We start from the raw sequence: 20,291 nt of genomic DNA, 5'->3' as shown, positions 1-20,291 counted from the left end.
GTTCCGGCAATCGTAAACGGCGCATTTACCATGCTGCGGCATGGTCATGCGCAACAGTAACTACCGTCCCGTGAAAAGGATCGCCATGTCCTGCGAAGCCGTCGCCGCCGCCTCCATGCTCTGGCTCGCCTCCTGGAGCGGCGCCAGCGACGCCGCCCCGCCCGCGCCCGCCGTGGCCATGGCCCCGGCCTCGCCGCTGGTCAGCGAGCCCCTGTTCGCCGACATCATCGCTCGGGCCGGCCGGCTGCGCGCCGAGGTGCTGGACTGGAAGGGCAAGCCCCTGCCCGCCCCTGAGTTCGCCGCCTTCAAGGGCCAGCTCGGCGAACTCGCCGCCCTCGACATGAAGGGCCACGTCACCCTCAAGGAGCGCGGCACGGACGGCGATCTGAAATGCATCCTGCGCGGCATCAGCGAAGACCTGCCGCTGAAGCTGAAAGCCGTCGAGGAGGCCGCCAACCCCTCGGCCCGCGACGCCGCCCTCACCGACCTGGCCTACCTGCTGAACGACAACGTCGAGGTCATCACCGCCCCGCCGGCCCCGCCGGTTTAGTCCCAATCGAACGGATTATTCGGTTCATCGTTGGCCGGCCGATAACTGAACTGCCTCTGATGCTCGTCCTCAAGCCAGAGGCGGCCACAGGCTTCACACTCATAGGCCGTCCGAGACTGGGCCTCCGCCTTGGACAGTATCAGGTCGTTGATCCTGACCCCGTCTGTCTGCCCAAGCCAGAACTCGTCACCTAAACCGCGCTGCTCCAGCCACTCGCGGATCGCGCCTGACCGAACGGCTGCAACGTAGCTATCCAGTTCGCTGAGAAGCCAATCCCCGACGCGTTCGCCCGCCTTGTCGGAAAGGTAAGTCGCTTTGTATGGCAGCCGATTCCGTTGATCCCGAACAACGAAGTTGCAATCGCAAGAGAACTTCATTGACCTACCCGTACTTCACCGCGCAGCCATAGGCTTGGCTGTACGGCGTGCGCACCGGCCGGCCCGCGTGCAGATCGGCCAGGGCGGCGGCGACCAGGTTCTTCGCCCGCCCGATGTCCTCGACCTTGCTGGTCGGCACATCGTCGATGGCCCCCTGGTAGGCCAGCTGCCCGGCCGGATCGATGACGAACATATGGGGCGTGGTCCTGGCCCCATAGGCCCGGCCCATGACCCCGTCCTCGTCGAGCAGCATGGCGGTGGCGGCCGAGCCGTACTTCTTCATCCAGCCCTTGGCGCCGGCGCCGCTGGACCAGTGCCCCGGCTGCCAACTGCCCGACGAACAGACGCTGAGCCACACCGCCCCGTCCCGGGTGGCCGAGACCTGCAGGCCCTGCATGTTCCCGTGGTAGTGTTTCTGGGTGTAGGGGCAGGCGCGGTTCAGCCACTCCAGCACGACGATGCGGCCCTTGAATTCCGACAGGGTGCGAACCTTGCCGTCGGCGTCCTTGACCGCGAAGTCGGGCGCGGTCTTGGCCAGGGCCAGGCCGGGCAGACCCAGCACCGGCAGGGCGAGAGCGGCGGTCAGGGCGGAACGGCGGGTGAGGGTCATGTGCCGGCGGCCTTCTTCAGCGCCCCGGCGACCATGCCGGGGGTCAGCAGTTGCGGCAGGACCTGCGGCGTTTCCGAGGCCGGGCCGTAGACCAGGTACAGCGGCACCCCGGCCCGGCCGTGCTCGGCCAGGGCGGCGGCGATCTCGGGATTGCGGTTGGTCCAGTCGGCCTTGAGGTAGACGCCGTTGGCGGCGGTCAGGGCCTTGGCGACCTCGTCGGTGGACAGGGCGACCTTGTCATTGACCTGGCAGCTGACGCACCAGGCGGCGGTGAAGTTGACGAAGACGACCTTGCCCTCGGCCCGCAGCGCCGCCACCCGCTCCTCAGACCAGGCTTCGGACGGCAGCACGGCCGACGCGGCGCTTTCGCCGGTCCGGGGCGCGGCCGAGTCCGGCTGCAGCACCAGCGCCACGGCCCCGGCCAGCAGCAGCAGCGCCAGACCCTGGCGCCAGGCCTTCGGCCCCAGTCCCCAGAGCCAGAGGGCGAAGGCGCCGGTGAGCAGGCCCATCAGGGCCACGGCCAGGCCGGCCGCGTCGGTCTGCTGCGACAGCACCCAGAGCAGCCAAGCCGCGGCGCCGTACATCGGGAAGGCCAGCACCTTGCGCAGGGTGTCCATCCAGGCTCCCGGCTTGGGCAGCCGGCGCAGCAGGCCCGGCGCGAAGGCCAGGGCCACGAAGGGCGCCGCAAAGCCGAGGCTCAGGGCCAGGAACACGGCCAGCACCACGATCGGCGGCTGGCCGATGGTGAAGCCGAGAGCGCCGGCCATGAAGGGCGCGGTGCAGGGGCTGGCGACGACCACCGCCAGCACGCCGGTGAAGAAGGCGCCGGAGAGCCCGCCCTTGGCGGCCAGGCCCGATCCGACGCCCTGCACGCTGGTCCCGATCTCGAAGACGCCGGACATGTTCAGCGCCACGGCCAGCATCAGCAGGCCCAGCACCCCGACCACCGGCGGCGACTGCAGCTGGAAGCCCCAGCCGACCTGCTGGCCGGCCAGCTGCAGCCCGATCAGCACCCCGGCCAGGATCAGGAAGGTGGCGACGACGCCGGCCCCGTAGGCCAGGCCCTGCCGGCGGGCGGCGCGGGTCTCATGGGCATGCCGGGCGAGCGAAGCGGCCTTCATCGACAGCACCGGGAAGACGCAGGGCATCAGGTTGAGGATCAGCCCGCCGAGGAAGGCGGTCAGGGCGGCGATCAGCAGGCCGGTCTTCGGCGCGGCGCCGGTGCCCTCACCCTTGGCGCCGGGCGGCGGTCCCAGACCCGAAACCCCGGCGGGCGCCGGACCGGGCGTCGCGGAAATCTCATAGGCCTTGTCGCCGACCACCAGCACCCCGTCCATGACGGCCGGCGGCTTGCCGCTCTCGAAGGCGTAGCCGGGCGTCAGGGTCAGGGTCAGGCCGTCGCTGCCCCGCTCGGCGGTCTGGGCCTTGGCATGGTCGATCCAGACGCCCTGGAAGGGGAAGAACCAGGCCCCGCTCATGTCGGCGCCCTTCAGGGGTGCGCCGGCCACGGCCAGGGTCAGGGTCTTGCCGTTCTCGAAGGTGGCGGTCAGGCCCGCCGGCTTGGGCGCGGCGGCCAGGGCGGCGGCGACGCTCGCGCCCCACCGGGCGTCCGGCTTCGGCGCGCCGTCGGCGACGGTCAGCGTGACCGAGACCTTGCCGGTCTCGGGGATGCAGATCTTCTCGCAGACCAGCACGTCGACGACCGCCTCGAGGGTGACCGGGCCGGGCCTGGCATTGGCCGGAACCGCGATCGGAACCGGCAGGATGACCTCGCCCGAATAGCCATAGTTGGTCAGCGGCCCGAACGGCAGGGTCTTCGGCGTCGCCCAGACGAACTCCCCGGCGGTCCAACCGGCCGGCAGGGTCCAGGTCAGTTTCGGCGGCTCGCCGCTGTCGCCGGGATTGCGCCAGTAGGTGTGCCAGCCGGCGTCGATATCCTGGCGCAGGGCGACGTAGGCGGTCGTGCCCGGCGCCACGCTGGCGTCCTGGGCGACCAGCTCTATCTTCAGGTGGCCGGTGTCGACCTCGGCTGCAAAAGCGGGGGCAGCGAACAACAGGGCGAGGACGGCGAGCAGCAGGCGCATGGCGACTATATGGACCGGCGACGGGAGTGCGGCAAATGCCCCTCGACTTCCCCACCGCCAACCCCTCACTGTGGCGCAAAACGGGAGGACGGACATGCCGACGAATCGTCAATGGATCCTCAAGCGCAGGCCGAGCGGCGACATCGCCGCCGGCGACCTGGAGTTCGTGGAAAAACCGACCCGCGACCTGCAGGACGGCGAGGTCCTGATCCGCAACATCTACCTCTCGCTCGATCCGACCAACCGCATCTGGATGAGCGACCAGGACCAGTACCTGCCGCCGGTCGAGATCGGTGACGTCATGCGCGGCGGCACCATCGGCGTCGTCGAGGAGAGCAAATCCGACCGTCACAAGGTCGGCGACATCGTCAACGCCGGCCTGTCGGGCTGGCAGCTCTATTCCGTCGCCCACGGCGGCATGGTCACCCCGGTGCCGCAGATCCCCGGCGTGCCGCTGACCGCCTGGATGAGCGTGCTGGGCGCCACCGGCCTGACCGCCTGGTTCGGCCTGATGGACATCGGCAAGCCCAAGGAAGGCGACACCGTCGTCGTCTCCGCCGCCGCCGGCGCCGTCGGCTCCATCGTCGGCCAGATCGCCAAGCTGAAGGGCGCCCGCGTCGTCGGCATCGCCGGCGGCCCGGCCAAATGCGCCTGGCTGAAGGAGATCGGCTTCGACGGGGCCATCGACTACCGGAACGAGGACGTCGGTGCGGCGCTGGACCGGCTCTGTCCCGACGGCGTCGACGTCAACTTCGAGAACGTCGGCGGCGAGATCATGGACGCCGTCATCGGCCGCATGAACAACTTCAGCCGCATGCCCCTGTGCGGCATGATCAGCACCTACAACGCCGAGGGCGCCATCCCCGGCCCGGCCGATTTCGCCCGCGTCCTGATGCGCCGCATCCTGATCAAGGGCTTCATCGTCATCGACTACCTGCCCCGCGCCGGCGAGGCGATGGCCGAGTTGATCCCCTGGGTGGCGTCAGGCCAGCTCAAATGGAAGGCGCATGTGGTCGATGGGCTGGAAAATGCGGCCGACGCCGTGAAACGGCTTTTCACCGGCGACCACGACGGCAAGCTGCTCGTTCAGATCTCCCCCGAACCCTAAAGAGGATCGATGCCCGCCTCCTTCGACGACTTCGAAATCGGTCAGGTTCATTCGCTCGGCGTGACGGCCGTCAACGCCGAGGCGATCGACCACTTCATCGCCGCCTTCGCGCCGGGCTGGGACAAGAGCCAGGGCGCACCCGACGCCATGGTTTACGCCATCTGGTCCCGGCTTGAACTGGAGTCCGGCGACCGCTGGGCCCAGACCAAGCGGCTGGGCGTCGACGCCATGCGCTGGAGCCGCAACCCGCCAGCGGGCGAGCTTCTGCGCGGCCGGATGACGGTGATGGGCAAGGACGCGGTCGGCGAAGGCAAGGGCATCATCATCGCCCAGCACGACCTGCTCGATGAGGCCGGCCGGCTGGTGTTCAGCTGCCTGACCCGGAGCGTCTTCGCGCGATGAGCGAGGCCGTGAAAGGGCCGGCGTCCTACTTCCCGTCGATCGAGAAGAAGTACGGCCAGCCGATCGCCCACTGGCAGCAGATCGTCCGCGACGGCTATCCGGCCAAGCACATGGAACTGGTCGCCATCCTGAAGGACCAGCACGGGCTGGGGCACGGGCATGCCAATGCGGTGGTCGCCTACACGCTGGCTCAGGACGGGTTGAAGTAGCGCCCAGCAGAAAGGGGCCGGTCTCGCGACCGGCCCCTTCCGCAACCTCGACCTTCGAAAACGCCTAGGCGTTGCCGGCGGCGGTGGCCTGGGCCTTCTCGGAGGCGATGGCCACCAGGCGGTCCCAGCCGGCCAGGCTGGTCATGTGGTTGTAGATGCGCTCGAGCGCGCCGTTGTCGCGCAGCTCGACCAGCTTCTCGGCCGACAGGCCGCGCAGCTTCTCTTCCGAGACGGCGAAGTACTCGGCGATGACCACGGTGGCGCCTTGGGTGCCGTCCGGGTTGGTCGGGGTGAAGGTGGCCTGCTTGGTTTCCAGCAGGTCCAGTTCCTTGATCAGGTTGACGAAGTTCTCGGTGCGGCGACGCTCGCCCTCGAAGTCTTCGCAGAACTTGATGGCGTTCTGGGTGTAGGTGCTGGGCTCGCCGGCGTCGTCGAACAGCGGCACGTCGAAGCCGGTTTCGGCGAACATTTCGGCGCCGCGTTCGATGCAGACGATCATCCGGCCCTGCGCCTCGTCCTGGGCCAGGACGAAGGGATAGCGGCGGATGTAGGCCGGCACATAGACGCCGTTGGTGAAGGTGCCGGCGGCATCGACGAACAGGTTGTCGCCCGGGTTGATGCCCAGAACGGCCAGCGGCTGGCGCTGTTCACCGGCGAAGATGATCGGGAAGCAGAGGGCCGCGAACTGGAATTCGGCGACGGTCAGCGGGACGACATGGCCCTGAGCGGCGAAGGCGAACGGGCCCGGCAGCTGCTTCACACCCATCTTGCCGTGCATCTCTTTGCTCAGCGGCTCGGGCGAGTTGTAGAACAGGACGTTGCCGGCGACCGGGCTGACGTTGGTGACGGTGGACGTTTCCATTAGGGACTCTGGCTAGCGGGCGGCTCTTGCGGCCGGAAAGGGTGGAGCGGCGCTTCTATCCGATTGAGCGGAACCGGGCAATCGCGCCCGCTTCACAGGCGATCTTCTCGTCCCGCGGCCTCTTGCCCACCCCCACGTCAAGGCGCCTAGATTGGCGCAAAAGGGAGACGTCCATGCCGATCCGCTACCCCGAGATCCTGTCGATGACCAGCGAGCCCGCCCCCTACCAATGGGGCGACCGCGAAACCATGCTCTACGCGTTGGGCATCGGCCTCGGCGCCGATCCGATGAACGAGACCGAGTTGCCCTTCGTCTACGAGAGCGGGCTGAAGGCGGTGCCGACCATGGCCACCACGGTCGCCTGGGGGGCCGGGCCGGCGATCGGCTCGATGATCAACTTCCTGATGGTCGTGCACGGCGAGCAGAAGTGCGAGTTCCACGTCCCCTTCCCCACCGAGGCCCAGATCACCGCCGAGGGCCGGGTCATCGGGGCCTATGACAAGGGCGACAAGGGCGCGGTCATCTACAACGAGACGGTGCTGCGGGATGCGAAGACCGGCGAGAAGATCGCCACCCTGACCGGCTCCACCTTCGCCCGCGGCGACGGCAACTTCGGCGGCCCGTCGGAAGGCGCGCCGGAACCGCATGAGGTTCCCGCCCGCGCGCCCGACAAGACCGTCGAGATTTCGACCAGCCCCGACCAGGCGCTGATCTACCGGCTGTCCGGCGACCGCAATCCGCTGCATTCGGACCCGAAGGTCGCCAAGATGGCCGGATTCCCCCGGCCCATCCTGCATGGCCTCTGCACCTACGGCATCACCTGCCGGGCGGTGCTGCAGGAATATGCCGGCTTCGATCCCGCCAGGATCAAGAGCCACCAGGTCCGCTTCTCCTCCCCGGTCTTCCCGGGCGAGACCATCGCCGTCGATCTCTGGCAGGACGCCGATGTCATCTCCTTCGAGGCCCGCGTGAAGGAACGCGGGGTGACGGTGATCCGCAACGGCAAGACGGTTCTGGGTTAGAACCGGACCGCCACCCCGGCGCGGAACGACCGGCCGGGGAGCGGGGCGATGTCCTTCAGGAAGCTGACGTGCTCGCGGGCCAGTTCGTCTGTGGCGTTGCGCAGCTCGGCGAAGAGCCGCAGGTCGGGGTTCTTGAAGGGCTTCACCGCCCCATAGAGGTTGACCATGGTATAGCTGTCCGTCGGCAGCTCGAAGGCGGCGACCCGATCCTGCTCCGCCACGTAGCGGACCTCGAGGTTGGCGTCGAACATGTCGCTTTCCCAGATCAGCTTGCCGGTGGTCGACCACGGCGGGATGCGCGCCGGCGTCCCGTCGTCGGTGTCGCCACGCACGAAATCGGCGCTGACCTGGGCCGACAGGGTGCGGCCGCCATCGACCCACAGGTCGTAGGTCCCCTCCAGCTCGAAGCCGTAGAAGGTGGCGTTGCTCTGCACATAGCGGAACACCGGCAGGTTATCCTCGACATCGCCGGTCGGAAGCTGGTCGATATAGCCGTCGTAGGACGCGTACCAGAGGTGGCCCTCGGCGCGGAACCTGTCGTAGGTCCAGCGGCCGGTGGCCTCGACACTGAGCACGGTTTCCGGGTCGAGGCCGGGGTCGCCGATCTCGAAGGCGCCGGTGCCCGGGTGCGGGCCGTCCGAATAGAGTTCGCCCTCGGTCGGGGCGCGGGCGTTGCGGGCCACGGTCAGGGCGTAGAACTGTCCCTCGCTCGGCTTGATGAAGACGCCGACCGATCCGGAGACATTGGTGAAGCTGGGCGCGTTGTCGGCGCTGATCCAGTTGAGGCCATAGGAGGCCGCCGGGGCGCTGGCGAGGCGACCGACGAGGTCGGCGTCGAGGTCGCGCCGATCGACCCGCAGGCCCGCGTCGATACCCCAGCCGCCGTAGTCGAGCCGTTGCAGGGTGAAGACGCCCAGTTCCTGGATGTCGGTCTTCGGCACCGAAGCCTCGTCGCCGATGGAGTTGAAATGCCGCGACAGGGCCTGGACGCCGACCGCCCCCTTCAGCGGGCCGATCTCCCGCTGGACGAACTCGAATCGGCCCTCCACGCCCTTGGACAGGAAGCGGGTGCCGGTCTCGCCGGTGTTGCGGAGCACCTCGGCGTGCTCGTAGTCGGCGTATCCGATCGAGGAGCGCATGGTCTCGAACGGACCCACGGTGAAGGGGATTTCCGAGCGGAAGTCGAAGCGGATCTGGTGCAGGTCAATGGCGACCGGACCCTCGTCGTCGGGGTCGATCGGGGCGGTGATCTGCGCATAGGGCACGCCGTAGAGCGTGTCGGTCTGCTTCAGCGCCAGGCCGACGAAGCCCTCGTCGGTGACGAAGGAGACGCCCACGCCGTAGGCGTCCAGCCTGAGGTCGGTGTTGCGCACGGTGCGGGCCGGATCGACGGTCAGGCCCTCGGCGGCGGCCAGGCGGCTGCTGACCGGCGTGCCGGGAACCTCGTAGTCGTCGGCCCGGCGCGAGACGCCGTCGATCGAGAAGACGACCGGCCCGCTGGCCGCGTGCAGGCCGAAGGACACCGAGCGCCCCTCATCGACGCTGGAGGCGGAAGCGGAAATCCGGCCGTCGATGCCGCCTTCAGGCAGACGGCTGGGGATGTGATCGTCGATGATGTTGACCACCCCGCCGATACCGCTGCCGCCATAGGCCAGGGTCGAGGGGCCGCGCAGCACCTCGATGCGCGAGGCCTCGCCCGGGTCGGAGGCGACCGCGTGGTCCGGTGACAGGGCGCTGGCGTCGACCAGGCCGACGCCGTTCTGCAGCACCAGCACGCGAGGGCCCGACAGGCCCCGGATCACCGGGCGGCTGGCGCCCGGGCCGAAGAAGGTCGAGCGCAGGCCCGGCTGGCCGGCCAGCAGGTCGCCGAGGCCGGAGGGGGCGGCGATGTCGAGCTGATCGCGGCCGACGACGGTGACGCTGCTGGTGACGGTATCCAGCGAAACCGCGAAGGGGGCGCCGGTGACGATGACCTCCGAAACGTCGCCGTCGTCTTCCGGCGCGGGCGGGGCGGCCTGTTGGGCGAAGGCGGGAGCCGCCAGGGAGAGGGCCAGCAGGCTGGCGCCCAGAAGAAAAGCAGGTCGGCGCATGGGGAGGCTCCACGAAAGGTGTCGCACTGTTATGAAATAACATATCGCCTCGTCAAGCGGCTTGACGCGGACGGCGGCGCGCGGTCTTTCGGATGATCAAAATTCGGGAGGATGGTGATGTCGATGAAGGCGTTCGGGCATGGCGTGCTGATGGTCGCCGGGGTGGCGATGCTGGGCTTCGGGGCGGTGGCGCAGGACGCCAAAACGGCGGCCCCCGCGCCCGCTCAGGCCGCGCGACCAGCCGGCGGCTACATCCCCCCGGCCCAACTGCCCGACAGCCTCTCCATTGTCGGCGCGCCGCCGGCCCTGGACTCCGAGCAGGCCAGGGCCGACCGGGCCGCCTTCGACGCCAGCCGGTCGATGGAGGGCACGGCGCGCTGGCAACAGGCCATCGCCGATGTCGAGCTGTTCGGCGACAAGGCCCACCGCTCCTTCTCCTGCGCCATCGGCAAGGAAATCAGCGTGGCCAGGACGCCAGTCCTGTCGAAGCTGCTCGACCGCGTCGTGCTGGACGCCGGCGGCAGCACCAACGCCGCCAAGAAGAAGTACCAGCGCGACCGGCCGATGATCGGTCACGACGAGGCGAAGCTCTGCGTCGTGCGCGAGGACTGGATGAAGACCAACGGCTCCTACCCCAGCGGCCACGCCGCCGCCGGCATGGCCTGGGGCCTGGTGCTGGCCGAGCTGGCCCCCGACAAGGCCAGCCAGGCGGTGACCCGTGGCCGCGAGTTCGGCGACAGCCGCTGGATCTGCGGGGTGCACTTCCAGAGCGACGTCACGGCCGGCCAGATCATGGCGGCGGCCACGGTCTCCCGCCTGCACGCCGAGCCGGCCTTCACCGCCGACATGGCCCTGGCCAAGGCGGAACTGGACAAGGCGCCGGCGGCGACAGGTTGCGGCGGCTAGGCCGTCGCTTCCCAGACCACGTGACGTTCCAGCGGGTGGCCCTTGGGCAGAACCGGATGGTCGAAGTCGAGGTCTTCGCGGCGGAGCATGCCGATGCGGGTCATCACAGCCTGTGACGGTAGGTTGGTGGTGGCGGTGAAGGCGACGATGCTCTTGAGGCCAATGCGCTCGAAGCCGTCCTTGAGGGCGGCCGACGCGGCCTCGGAGGCGTAGCCCTGGCCCCAGGCGTGACGCGCGAGACGCCAGCCGGCCTCGACCCCGGGCGCCAGGGGGTTGGGGTCTTTCAGGGCCATCAGGCCGGTAAAGCCGAGGAAGTCCCCGACGCCCTTGCGCTCGACCGCCCACAGGCCAAAGCCCTCGCGCTCGATGTGGTCGCGATTACGCGCCATCATGCCTTCGCTCTCCTCGCGCGTCTGCACGGCGGGAAAGAAGCGCATGACCTCCGGGTCGGCATTCATCGCCACCCAGGGCTCAAGGTCCGAGGAGCGCCAGTTGCGGAGGATGAGGCGCTCGGTCTCGATCACGCCGGGCGGCCCGTGCTCAGGGCGCCGTACAGGTCCGGTCGGCGGTCGCGGAAGAAGCCCCAGGCGGCGCGGTGGGTGTCGAGGAAGTCGAGGTCGACCGTTGCGCTGGTGAACCCCTCTTCGTCCGGGCCCATGTCGCCGATCAGGTCGCCGCGATGGTCGGCGATGAAGCTGGAGCCGTAGAAGCGCTGACCGCCGTTCGGGTAGCCCTCCCAAGGCTCGAAGCCGATGCGGTTGGCGCCGACCACGGGGATGACATTGCTGACCGCATGGCCCTGCATGGCGCGGCGCCAGGGCAGGGCCGTGTCGAGGGTGGCGTCATGCGGCTCGGTGCCGATGGCGGTGGGGTAGAGCAGCGCCTGCGCGCCCATCAGGGCCATGGCGCGGGCGCACTCGGGGTACCACTGGTCCCAGCAGATGCCGGCGCCGATGCGGCCATGCTTCGTGTCCCAGACCTTGAAGCCGGTGTCGCCGGGACGGAAGTAGTACTTCTCCTGGTAGCCAGGGCCGTCGGGGATGTGGCTCTTGCGGTAGACGCCCATCAGGGAGCCGTCGGCGTCGGCCATCACCAGGCTGTTGAAATAGTGCGGCCCCTCGCGCTCGAAGATCGAGATCGGGATGACCACGCCCAGCTCTCCCGCCAGCGGGGCCAAGGCCTTCACGCACGGATGCTCCCGCCACGGCTTGGCCTTGGCGAACCAGCGCTCCTCCTGCGCCACGCAGAAGTAGGGCCCCTGGAACAGTTCCGACGGCAGGATGACCTGCGCCCCGGCGGCGGCGGCCTGGCGGACGAGATCGACCGTGCGGGCGATGTTGTCGTCCAGGTCCATCCCGTAGTGGGTCTGGAGGGCGGCGAGGGTGAGAGTCTTGCTCATCGTCAGGCCGGCTCCTGCTGGGTGATGCAGTGGAAGCTGCCGCCGCCGGTGAGGATGGCGGTCGAGGGCAGGCCGATGACCTTGCGCTCGGGGAACAGGCTGGCCAGGGCGTCGAGGGCGAAGGCGCCGGCCTTCTCGTCGTAGGTCGGGCAGATCACCGCCTTGTTGGCGATGATGAAGTTCATGTGGCTGGCCGGGACCATCTCGCCGTCGGCGTCCGTGGTCCAGCCGGGCGAGGGGATGCGCATGACCTGGATGCGCTGGCCCCTGGCGTCGGTCATCGAGCCCAGGAGTTTGGCCGTCTCGTCATAGACCTCGGCGTTGGGGTCGCGGCGGCCCCAGGCGATCGGGCAGGCGATGACGCCCGGCGCCACGAAGCGGGCCAGGTTATCGACGTGACCGTCGGTGTGGTCGCGGTTCAGACCCTCGCCCAGCCACAGAACTTTCTTCGCCCCCAGGGCGCCGGCCAGGGCGGCCTCGGCGGCGGCCTCGCCCCAGCCGGGGTTGCGGTTGGGGTTGGTCAGGCATTGGCGGGTGGTCAGGACGGTGCCGTAGCCGTCGTGGTCAAGGGCGCCGCCCTCGAGGATAAAGTCGTTTTCGACCAGGGGCGCTCCGGAGGCGGCGGCGATCTGGGCGGCGACCTGATCGTCACCCTCCAGCTGGTACTTGCCGCCCCAGCCGTTGAATCTGAAGCCCAGCGCCCGGCCGTCGCCGGAGAAGATCGGGCCGGTGTCGCGCAGCCAGATGTCGCCGAACAGGCCGCGGACGATCTCGATGCCGGCGACGCCCGCCAGGCGGGTCTTCGCATCCGCCTCGGCCTCGTCGCCGCAGACCATCAGCCGGACCCGCTCGGCTCCGGGACCCGCCAGCGCGCGCGCCAGGGCGGCAACCTCCTCGCGGGCGGCCTCGAGATCCTCCTGCCAGAGCTCGCCATGGCTGGGATAGCCCAGCCACATGGCGCGGTGGGGGGACCATTCGGCGGGGATGAGAGCTGGACCGGTCATGGGGCGGGCAAGTGGCCCCGGGGGGCCCGGACGTCAAGAGTTTGAGAGCCAAAAGAAAAGGGCGGCCCGTGAGGACCGCCCTTCGCTCTGGTTGGAAGCAAGGAGCCTTAGAAGGGCGCGCGCAGGGTGAGCTGCACGGTCTTCGGGGCGCCGAGGTTGCCGGTCCGGTTGCCGACGATGTCGGTCGAGATGTCGGCGATGTACTCTTCGTCGAGCAGGTTGGTCACGTTCAGCTGGAGATACGCACCCTTGTCGTTGAACCAGGGCAGGTCGTAGCGAACGTCGGCATCCCAGACCTGGTAGGACGGGACCCGCTCGTCGTTGATCGCGTTGGTGAAGCGCTCATCGACCCACTTGGTCTGCAGACCGATGGTGAAGCCGGCGATCTTGTATTGAGCGCGGGCGGCGAACTGGCGCTCCGGAACTTCCGGCAGTTGCTTGCCGGCGGTGCGGATCGTCGAGCCGACCGAGGTGCCCGGGACGTCGTCTTTGAACTCGCTGTGAACAAAGGCATAGGACGCGTAGAGGTTCAGGTTCTCGACGACTTCCCAGCCGATCTGGCCGTCGATCCCCCAACGCTCGACCTTGCCCACGTTGATCGAGGTGGCGAGGTCTTCACCGTTGATGTTGGTGATGGCGCGGATGATGTAGTTGTCGAAGTCCGAGATGAAGCCCGAAGCCGACAGGATCACCGGGCCGGCCGAGTAACGGTAGCCGAGGTCGTACTGCTTGCTGGTTTCCGGTTCCGGGTCAGCCGGGATCCGGTCGTACAGGTCGTCCGTACGGGGAGCCGACAGGTTCTCGGAGTAGTTGAAGTAGACCGAGTGACCTTCCAGGAAGCGGTAGGTGACGCCGAGGTTCGGCAGAACCTTGTCGTACTTGCGCTCGAACGCGACAGGCGCGCCCGGAGCCGGGTTGGGGGTGCTGCCGTCCGTCGCGATGTCGGCTTCGGCCGGGGTGAGATTGCCGCAGTAGGCGTTGAAGGTGTCCTGCTGGTAGCAGTAGTTGTTCAGCTCACGCTTGAAGAAGGGCGCGCGAACACCGACGTCCACGGTCAGCGCGTCGTCGAAGAAGCGGCCGACGTACTGCAGGGCGATCTGGTTCAGGATGGCGATCGAGAAACGATCGCGCTTCTGGAAGATTTCGCCGTCCTTGGTGCGAACCGGCGTGCCGTAGCCGTCCTTGCCCGAGAACACGTCGCGCGGATCGCCGCTGGCCGACAGCTTGCTGTACTCGCCGGTCTGGCGGTGACGCCCGTAGTCGTAGGTGTAGGCGACGCGCAGACGGTTGGTGTCGTTGATCTCCCAGATCAGCGAGCTGGTGACGCTGTAACGACGGGTGTTGGTGTTCGACGGCGAGTAGAGGCGGATCCGGTCGAGGATGTCGCCGTCGCCGTTCAGGTCGACGCCGTTGGCGACGCGGGTGGTCGAGTTGGTGGAGTCGTAGAACGAACCCGCCAGACGCGCATCGTATTCGTTGATCGTCGTGCTGCCGCCGCCGTTGGCCATCACGTACTGGAAGGTCGGGTCGACGGTCAGGGTGAAGCTCTCACCCAGGCTGAAGCGCGACTGGCCGCGGATGTTGCCGGTGTTCGAGGGGTTGATGTTCAGGCCGTAGTAGTTGGAGCAGGCGCTCGGCGAGGTCGTCGCGTCGCCCGGGACCACCGCGGTGCTGGAACCATCGTCCTGACGACCAGCGCCCGAACCGACCAGGTAGCACTTGTCGTTGTATTCGGGATCGATGATGCCGTTGTTGAAGTTGTCGATGTTGATGCGGCGGAAGAAGTTGTTGCGGTTTTCGTTCCAGTGGCCGGTGACGCTGACGAAGTCGCCGTTGTCGCCCAGCGGCTGGTAGATGCCGCCGTTGAACTGCTTCTTCTCGAGTTCGCCGGGGCCGCGGAACTTGTCGTACTTGGTGTACGAGGCGGCGAAGAAGGCGCGGGTGCCCCAGGGGCCGATTTCGCCGGTGTCGATCAGGCCGAAGATGCGGCCGTAGCCGTCGTCACCGATCGAGGGCTGCAGGATGCCGCCGAATTCGGTGGCCGGACGACGGGTGACGTAGTTGATCGTGCCGCCGGTGGCCGACGCGGTCGGGCTGTCGACGTCGGTCGTGCCGAGGTTGGTGCTGACCCGCGAGATCAGTTCCGGGTCGAGCTGCTGGTTCGAGTAGATGGCGTAGTTGCCGGTGTCGTTCAGCTGGATGCCGTCGACGTTCAGCGAAATGCGTTGCGAGTCGAAACCGCGGATGGTGACGTCGCCGCCGCTGCCGCCGTAGGCGTCGTTGCTGGTGAAGTTGACCGACGGCAGGATGTTCAGGGTCTGCAGAACGGTCTGGCCGGCGACCTGGGTCTGGATGAACTCGTCGGTCAGCGTCGACTTGCTCTTCGCCGCGGTCTCCGCGACGATCGCGCCCTCAAGGTTCTTCGGGCCCGACGTCCCGGTGATGACCACTTCTTCGACTTCGGCCGTGCCGGTGGATTGCGCAAAGGCGCCGGTGGCAAACAGGCTGCCGACCAGAGCCGTCGTCGCCACGATGGCGAGCTTGTAGTTTCTCATTGGATATCCCCTGTCATCCCGACGAGCGCCCGATTTTGAACACTCGATGGCGGATTAGGCCGCCCAATTAGCGCCCGATTGCAAAGCTTTGGTGACCGTGGACCAGCCCCATCACCACGGGAGCACCTTGTAACCGCAGACTTTTCCGGCACAAGCGGGCGTTAAGACTTTGGGACCGAATTGAGACGCCTTGTCGCAAGTTTGCGACACCTGCGTGCCCGGCTTGCCCTATAGGGGGCTAAATCCGCCCCCGTTTCGAGCATGATCGGGGGCAAACACGATTCGCCGGGGAGCGGAGCTTGAGCGCCACGCATCAGGAACTGGGCCGCCAGGCCTACGTCGAGGCGAGTCGGCCGTGGCGGTTCGCCCTGGCGGCGACCGTCCTTTTGACCGGGCTGAGACTGTTCGCCCTGTTCGCCACGCCGCTTGAGCTGTACCCGGACGAAGCCCAGTACTGGCTGTGGTCGAGAAGCCTCGATCTGGGATATTTTTCCAAACCGCCGATGATCGCCTGGGTCATCCACCTGACCACGGCGATCGGCGGCGATTCCGAACCCTGGGTGCGGATCGCCGCGCCGCTGTTCCACGCGGTGACCGGGCTGGTGCTGTTCGCGGTCGGTCGGCGGCTGTACGGGCCATGGGCCGGGGTGCTGGCGCTGCTCATCTACCAGCTGATGCCCGGCGTCGCCGTCGCCAACGTCACCATGACCACCGACACGCCGCTGCTCTGCTTCCTGAGCATCGCTCTGCTGGCCTATGTGGACCTGCCCGGCGCCAAGCGGCCGCTGTTCACGGCGGCGGGGCTGGGGGCGGCGCTGGGTCTGGCCATGTTGTCGAAATACGCGGCCATCTATGCGGTGATCGGCATCGTCCTGCATCTGATCGTCTCGGGCCGGGCCCGGAGCGTCTGGCGTCCGGCCACCGCCCTGGTCGCGGCCGGGGTGTTCGCCATGATCATCGCCCCCAACCTGATCTGGAACGCCCTCAACGGCTTCGAGACCGTGCAGCACACGGCCGCCAACGCCGACCTGGGCTCGGGGATCGGCTTCCATGTCGTCGAGTTCCTGCGACTGGCGGCCGAGCAGGTCGGGGTCTTCGGCCTGGGCTTCGGGGTGCTGCTGGCGGCCTATGTCCTGGCGGCGCGCCGGAAGCTCACCGACGAGGATATCCTGCTGGTCTGCTGGACCATCCCGCCGCTGGCGGTCGTCGGGGTGCAGGCCATCCTGACCCGGGCCAACGCCAACTGGACCGCCGCCGCCTATATTCCCGCCGCCGTGCTGGTCGCCGGCCTGGTGGCGCGCTGGTGGCCAAGCCTGTGGACAAGGATCGGCGCCGGCGCAGCCCTGGTCCTCCAGGGCCTGCTGGTCGCGGGGCTCATCCTCTGCATCGCCAGCCCGGCCCTCGCCGACCGGCTGGGCCAGTCCAACGCCATCAAGCGCATGCGCGGCTGGAAGGACGTGGTCGAGGCGACCGTGCAGCGGGCCCAGGTCGAACAGGCCGGCCAGGGGCTGAGCGCCGTCGCCGTCGATAACCGCTTCCTGTTCAACGCCACGGCCTATTACGGCCGCGACTACTTCAACAAGCCGGGCGCGCCGCCGCTGACCATCTGGCTGCGCCGGGACAAGGCCGGCAACCAGGCCGAGGCGCGCCATCCGCTGACCCGGGCCCTGGGCGACCGGGTGCTGGTGGTGATGGAGGACGAGGTGCGGCGCGACGCAGACGGGGTGGCGAAGATGGCCCCCCGCCTGGCCCTGGTGCGCGGCGACTTCACCCGCAGCGAACAGGTCGGCGCCTTCCGCGCGGGCCTCGACAGGAAGCGGGTGCGTCGGGCCGCCTTCGTGGTCGGCGAGGACTACCGGCCGAAAGCCAAACCCTAAAGTCTCTTTCTAGATCTTGGCAATCCGGAAGGCGAAGGGGCCGCCCTCGCCGCCCGAGAGCAGGGTCTCGCCGTCGGTCCAGGCCGGACCGGCGGGCGCCGGACCATCGCCGAGATTAAAGGCGCAGAGCAGTCGTTCGCCCTCCCTGCTCCGTTCGAACACCGCCATCGGGGCCGGAACGTCCCGGAAGACGATGTCGCCGAGGCGCAGGGCCGGGTGGGCGCGGCGCAGGGCGATCAGGGCGCGGCTGAGGGCCAGGGCCGACTCCGGGTCGGCGTCCTGGTCGGCGACGGTCAGGTGGGCGTGTTCCGGAGCGGCGGGCAGCCAGGGGCGGCCCGTGGTGAAGCCCAGCGCAGGACCCGGGCTCCAGGGCATCGGCGTGCGGCAGCCGTCGCGGCCCTTGTGGGCCGGCCAGTAGAGGTCGCCGACCGGGTCGCGAAGCTGCTCGCGGGTCAGGTCGGCCTCGGGCAGGCCCAGTTCCTCGCCCTGGTACATCAGGATCGAGCCGCGCAGGGTCAGCAGCAGGGCCAGCATGACCTTGGCGACCGGCGGCGAGCCATCACCGAAACGGCTGGGGGTGCGCGGCACGTCGTGGTTGGAGAAGGTGATGCAGGGCCAGTGGCGCGGATGGTCCTCCAGCATCTCCATATGCTTGCGGATAAAGTCGGGCCCCATGCGGCGGGCCAGCAGCAGCGGGAAGCTGTAGCCGGCGTGCAGGCCTTCGTCGGGCGCGGCGAAGCCGCCGCAGCGGTCGGCTTCCTCGGAGAACTCGCCGAACACGAAGCGGTCCGGATGGCGATCAACGGTCAGGCGGACGTCGTTCAGGGCCTCGATGTTTTCGACCAGGTTGGAATCGTTGAAGTGGCGCTGGAAGTTGGCGGCGGCCGACCAACGAAGGCTCGTGTCGCTGTCATCCACCGGATTGTCGGTCAGGGCCGGGTCGTGGAGGTAGGCATTGGCGACGTCGAGCCGGAAGCCATCGACGCCTTTGGAAAGCCAGAAGTCGAGCACCTCGAGGGCGGCCGCTCGCGCCTCCGGGTGGCGCCAGTTGAGCTTGGGCTGCTGGCGCAGGAACTTGTGATGGTAGGCCTTGCGGCGCAGCGGCTGGTAGGCCCAGGCCGGGCCGCCGAAGGCGCTGAGCCAGTTGTTGGGGGCCGTGCCGTCCTCCTTGAGCGGAGCCCAGACGTACCAGTCCTCCTTGATCCCCTTCAGGCTGTCGTGGAACCAGGCGTGTTCGTCGCTGGTGTGGGCGAGGACCTCGTCGAGGAGGAGCTTCATGCCGCGCGCATGGGCGCCGTCGATCACCGCCTGCAGGTCGTCCATCGCGCCGTAGTCGGGGTGGACGCCGTGGTAGTCGGAAACGTCATAGCCCCAGTCACGGTTGGGCGAGGGGTGGACAGGGGAAAGCCAGATGGCGTCGACGCCAAGCGAAGCGATGTAGTCGAGCTTGGCCAGCACGCCCGGCAGGTCGCCATGGCCGTCGCCGTTGCTGTCGAAGAAGCTGCGGACGTAGATGTGATAGACGGTCGCGCCGCGCCACCAGGGGGTCTGTTCGGTCATGGGGGGAGACTAGCGTCTCCCCGCGATCATGCCAGCCAGACCATCATCCGGACCGGAGCCTCCTCGCCGCGGGCGATGGAGGGCTTGTGCTGGATCTCGCCGGTGTAGAGGAAGCCGGCCTTGCACAGCACCGCCCCCGAGGCCGGGTTGTCGCTGAAATGGCCGGCGACGACGAAGCGCTTCTTCCACGCGTGCTTGGCCCAGGCCAGCGCCCCTTGCAGGGCCTCCGACGCAAACCCCCGGCCCCACCAGTCGCGGCCCACCCAGTAGCCGACCTCCAGTGGCAGGCCCGGCGGGGTGAACAGGCCGAGGCCGCCGATCACGCCGTCATCCTCGTGCTCGAGCAGGAACTCGTGGTCGGTGGCCGGGTCTTTCGCCTGCACCGCCTCGATGAAGGACAGCGCGTCCGACAGCGCATAGGGATGCGGCACCCGGCTGGTCATCTTCGCAATGTCGTAGTCGGCCATCAGAGCGGCCAGGCGCGTCTCATCGCCCGGGGCCGGGGCCCGCAGGGTCAGCCGCCGCGTCTCTATCCTCGGGGTCTGTTCGATCAGACACATTGTCTTGCCTCCCAGCCCTCTTGCGGGGCCCTGAAACGAAAGAGGGGAGTCCGGCGATCCGGACTCCCCTCTGGAGTTTCGTGTCCGGATCGCTTTGTCGGCGGTCCGGAGAAAGGTCTCTCGGCTCGCCTTACTCGGCGGCCTCGGCCATCTTCGAAACAACCGTCGCGTAGGTGCGGTCGTTACGCTTGGTTACAAACTTCACGTTGCCGTTTTCGAGGGCAAAGAGGGTGTGGTCCTTGCCGATGCCGACGTTTTCGCCCGGCCAGAACTTGGTGCCGCGTTGGCGCACGATGATGTTGCCGGCGAGCACGTTCTCGCCGCCAAACTTCTTCACGCCGAGACGGCGGCCAGCCGAGTCGCGCCCGTTGCGCGAGGAACCGCCAGATTTCTTGTGAGCCATAGTGCTCTCCTATCCTCTATCGACGAGGCCCTCAGGCTTCGTCGGTGTCCTTCTTGGCGGCCTTTTTCGGGGCGGCCTTCTTGGCGGGGGCGGCGTCGTCAGCCTTGGCGGCCTTCGGCGCGGCGGCCTTCTTGGCCTTGGGAGCCTCGGCGGCGGCTTCGACCACGGGGGCCTCGGCGGCGACGATGGTTTCTTCCTCGGTCACCACGGCCTTGGCCTTGGTCGCCTTCTTGGCGGGAGCCGGAGCGGCTTCGGCCTTGGCGGCGAATTCAGGCAGCTTCAGGTTCCGCGAACGGGCGTTCAGCTCGGCCTTGGTGGTCATGTCGACCACGCCGTCCCACTTGGTGTCGCCGATGGCGGTGACGCGCAGGACGGTTTCATGCTGGCGGTGACCGCGGGTGCGGCGGTAGCCTTGGCGGCGGATCTTCTTGAAGATCTTCACCTTCTCACCCTTGCGGGTCTCGACCAGCGTGGCCGTGACGGCAGCGCCGGCGACGGTGGGAGCGCCCACGGTCACGACGTCGCCATCGCCCAGCATCAGGACTTGGTCGAAGGAAACTTCAGCGCCGGGTTCACCAGCCAGTTTTTCGACAACCAGCAGGTCACCGGGGGAAACCCGGTATTGCTTGCCGCCGGTTTTGATCACCGCGTACATCGGTCCGTCCTGAACGTGAGATAGCAAAAACGATAGCGCCCCGCAGGCGAAGGCCCGG

The 20,291-nt window shown here is 68.2% G+C and carries 20 protein-coding genes; 7 read left to right on the top strand and 13 right to left on the bottom strand.

Annotated features, from left to right (window positions below; translation table 11 throughout):
- Window positions 1–85: 85 nt before the first annotated feature.
- Window positions 86–550, top strand: coding sequence for a hypothetical protein (locus O5I81_RS03595; RefSeq protein ID WP_271067576.1), 465 nt, complete (start codon window positions 86–88; stop codon window positions 548–550).
- Here the strand turns inward: O5I81_RS03595 and O5I81_RS03590 are convergent.
- From O5I81_RS03590 to O5I81_RS03580, 3 genes are read right to left on the bottom strand one after another with little or no spacing between them, the layout of a single operon-like run.
- Entirely contained in the window at window positions 547–927 is a 381-nt protein-coding gene (locus tag O5I81_RS03590; RefSeq protein WP_271067575.1) for a hypothetical protein, read from the bottom strand. The genes O5I81_RS03595 and O5I81_RS03590 overlap by 4 nt on opposite strands.
- 4 nt (window positions 928–931) lie before the next feature.
- The gene (locus O5I81_RS03585) at window positions 932–1,537 is read right to left on the bottom strand and encodes a redoxin domain-containing protein (RefSeq protein WP_271067574.1); all 606 of its coding nucleotides are present in this window, start codon (window positions 1,535–1,537) and stop codon (window positions 932–934) included.
- Window positions 1,534–3,621, bottom strand: a complete 2,088-nt coding sequence (locus O5I81_RS03580) for a thioredoxin family protein (RefSeq protein ID WP_271067573.1) — start codon at window positions 3,619–3,621, stop codon at window positions 1,534–1,536. The genes O5I81_RS03585 and O5I81_RS03580 overlap by 4 nt, the downstream gene beginning before the upstream one ends.
- Before the next feature lie 94 nt (window positions 3,622–3,715).
- On the opposite strand from O5I81_RS03580, the gene O5I81_RS03575 reads away from it, so the two are divergent.
- Genes O5I81_RS03575 through O5I81_RS03565 form a run of 3 tightly spaced genes read left to right on the top strand, consistent with a single transcriptional unit; the run spans window position 3,716 to window position 5,340 of the window.
- Window positions 3,716–4,729, top strand: a complete 1,014-nt coding sequence (locus O5I81_RS03575; RefSeq protein ID WP_271067572.1) for an NADP-dependent oxidoreductase — start codon at window positions 3,716–3,718, stop codon at window positions 4,727–4,729.
- 9 nt (window positions 4,730–4,738) lie between these two features.
- Window positions 4,739–5,131, top strand: coding sequence for an acyl dehydratase (locus O5I81_RS03570; RefSeq protein WP_271067571.1), 393 nt, complete (start codon window positions 4,739–4,741; stop codon window positions 5,129–5,131).
- A complete protein-coding gene (locus O5I81_RS03565; RefSeq protein ID WP_271067570.1) occupies window positions 5,128–5,340 on the top strand; it encodes a DUF4287 domain-containing protein in 213 nt (70 codons plus the stop codon). The genes O5I81_RS03570 and O5I81_RS03565 overlap by 4 nt, the downstream gene beginning before the upstream one ends.
- 64 nt (window positions 5,341–5,404) lie before the next feature.
- Here the strand turns inward: O5I81_RS03565 and O5I81_RS03560 are convergent, their stop codons facing one another.
- Window positions 5,405–6,202, bottom strand: a complete 798-nt coding sequence (locus O5I81_RS03560; RefSeq protein ID WP_271067569.1) for a SapC family protein — start codon at window positions 6,200–6,202, stop codon at window positions 5,405–5,407.
- Window positions 6,203–6,375: 173 nt separating this feature from the next.
- Here O5I81_RS03560 and O5I81_RS03555 point away from each other — a divergent pair, with 173 nt between their 5' ends.
- On the top strand, window positions 6,376–7,224 hold the full coding sequence (locus tag O5I81_RS03555) for a MaoC family dehydratase (protein ID WP_271067568.1): 849 nt from the start codon (window positions 6,376–6,378) through the stop codon (window positions 7,222–7,224).
- On the opposite strand, the gene O5I81_RS03550 is transcribed toward O5I81_RS03555, so the two are convergent.
- Window positions 7,221–9,314: a TonB-dependent receptor gene (locus tag O5I81_RS03550; protein WP_271067567.1), complete on the bottom strand. Its 2,094-nt coding sequence runs from the start codon at window positions 9,312–9,314 to the stop codon at window positions 7,221–7,223. The two genes, O5I81_RS03555 and O5I81_RS03550, sit on opposite strands and share 4 nt — an antisense overlap.
- Window positions 9,315–9,431: 117 nt before the next feature.
- Here O5I81_RS03550 and O5I81_RS03545 point away from each other — a divergent pair, with 117 nt between their 5' ends.
- Window positions 9,432–10,220: a phosphatase PAP2 family protein gene (locus O5I81_RS03545; RefSeq protein WP_271067566.1), complete on the top strand. Its 789-nt coding sequence runs from the start codon at window positions 9,432–9,434 to the stop codon at window positions 10,218–10,220.
- Here O5I81_RS03545 and O5I81_RS03540 read toward each other — a convergent pair.
- The 4 genes from O5I81_RS03540 to O5I81_RS03525 form a co-directional block, all read right to left on the bottom strand.
- The gene (locus O5I81_RS03540) at window positions 10,217–10,744 is read right to left on the bottom strand and encodes a GNAT family N-acetyltransferase (RefSeq protein WP_271067565.1); all 528 of its coding nucleotides are present in this window, start codon (window positions 10,742–10,744) and stop codon (window positions 10,217–10,219) included. The two genes, O5I81_RS03545 and O5I81_RS03540, sit on opposite strands and share 4 nt — an antisense overlap.
- Window positions 10,741–11,619: an N-carbamoylputrescine amidase gene (gene aguB / locus O5I81_RS03535; RefSeq protein ID WP_271067564.1), complete on the bottom strand. Its 879-nt coding sequence runs from the start codon at window positions 11,617–11,619 to the stop codon at window positions 10,741–10,743. The genes O5I81_RS03540 and aguB overlap by 4 nt, the downstream gene beginning before the upstream one ends.
- A 2-nt stretch (window positions 11,620–11,621) precedes the next feature.
- Window positions 11,622–12,623, bottom strand: coding sequence for an agmatine deiminase family protein (locus O5I81_RS03530; RefSeq protein ID WP_271067563.1), 1,002 nt, complete (start codon window positions 12,621–12,623; stop codon window positions 11,622–11,624).
- A gap of 107 nt (window positions 12,624–12,730) precedes the next feature.
- Window positions 12,731–15,178, bottom strand: a complete 2,448-nt coding sequence (locus O5I81_RS03525) for a TonB-dependent receptor (RefSeq protein ID WP_271067562.1) — start codon at window positions 15,176–15,178, stop codon at window positions 12,731–12,733.
- 299 nt (window positions 15,179–15,477) lie between these two features.
- On the opposite strand from O5I81_RS03525, the gene O5I81_RS03520 reads away from it, so the two are divergent.
- Window positions 15,478–17,055: a glycosyltransferase family 39 protein gene (locus tag O5I81_RS03520; RefSeq protein WP_271067561.1), complete on the top strand. Its 1,578-nt coding sequence runs from the start codon at window positions 15,478–15,480 to the stop codon at window positions 17,053–17,055.
- Window positions 17,056–17,064: 9 nt separating this feature from the next.
- Here the strand turns inward: O5I81_RS03520 and O5I81_RS03515 are convergent, their stop codons facing one another.
- From O5I81_RS03515 to rplU, 4 genes are all read right to left on the bottom strand, one after another.
- Window positions 17,065–18,615: an alpha-amylase family glycosyl hydrolase gene (locus tag O5I81_RS03515; RefSeq protein ID WP_271067560.1), complete on the bottom strand. Its 1,551-nt coding sequence runs from the start codon at window positions 18,613–18,615 to the stop codon at window positions 17,065–17,067.
- Window positions 18,616–18,641: 26 nt separating this feature from the next.
- Window positions 18,642–19,175 (bottom strand): GNAT family N-acetyltransferase, encoded by a 534-nt coding sequence (locus tag O5I81_RS03510; RefSeq protein WP_271067559.1) that lies wholly within the window; start codon window positions 19,173–19,175, stop codon window positions 18,642–18,644.
- A 130-nt stretch (window positions 19,176–19,305) separates the two neighbouring features.
- Window positions 19,306–19,578, bottom strand: a complete 273-nt coding sequence (gene rpmA / locus O5I81_RS03505; RefSeq protein WP_271067558.1) for a 50S ribosomal protein L27 — start codon at window positions 19,576–19,578, stop codon at window positions 19,306–19,308.
- 31 nt (window positions 19,579–19,609) lie between these two features.
- Window positions 19,610–20,233: a 50S ribosomal protein L21 gene (gene rplU / locus O5I81_RS03500; protein ID WP_271067557.1), complete on the bottom strand. Its 624-nt coding sequence runs from the start codon at window positions 20,231–20,233 to the stop codon at window positions 19,610–19,612.
- Window positions 20,234–20,291 lie beyond the last annotated feature (58 nt).

The organism is Caulobacter sp. NIBR1757 (assembly GCF_027912495.1).
Classification (GTDB): domain Bacteria; phylum Pseudomonadota; class Alphaproteobacteria; order Caulobacterales; family Caulobacteraceae; genus Caulobacter.
The sequence above is the reverse complement of the archived record's forward strand: the minus strand, read 5'-3'. Positions and strand labels throughout refer to the sequence as shown.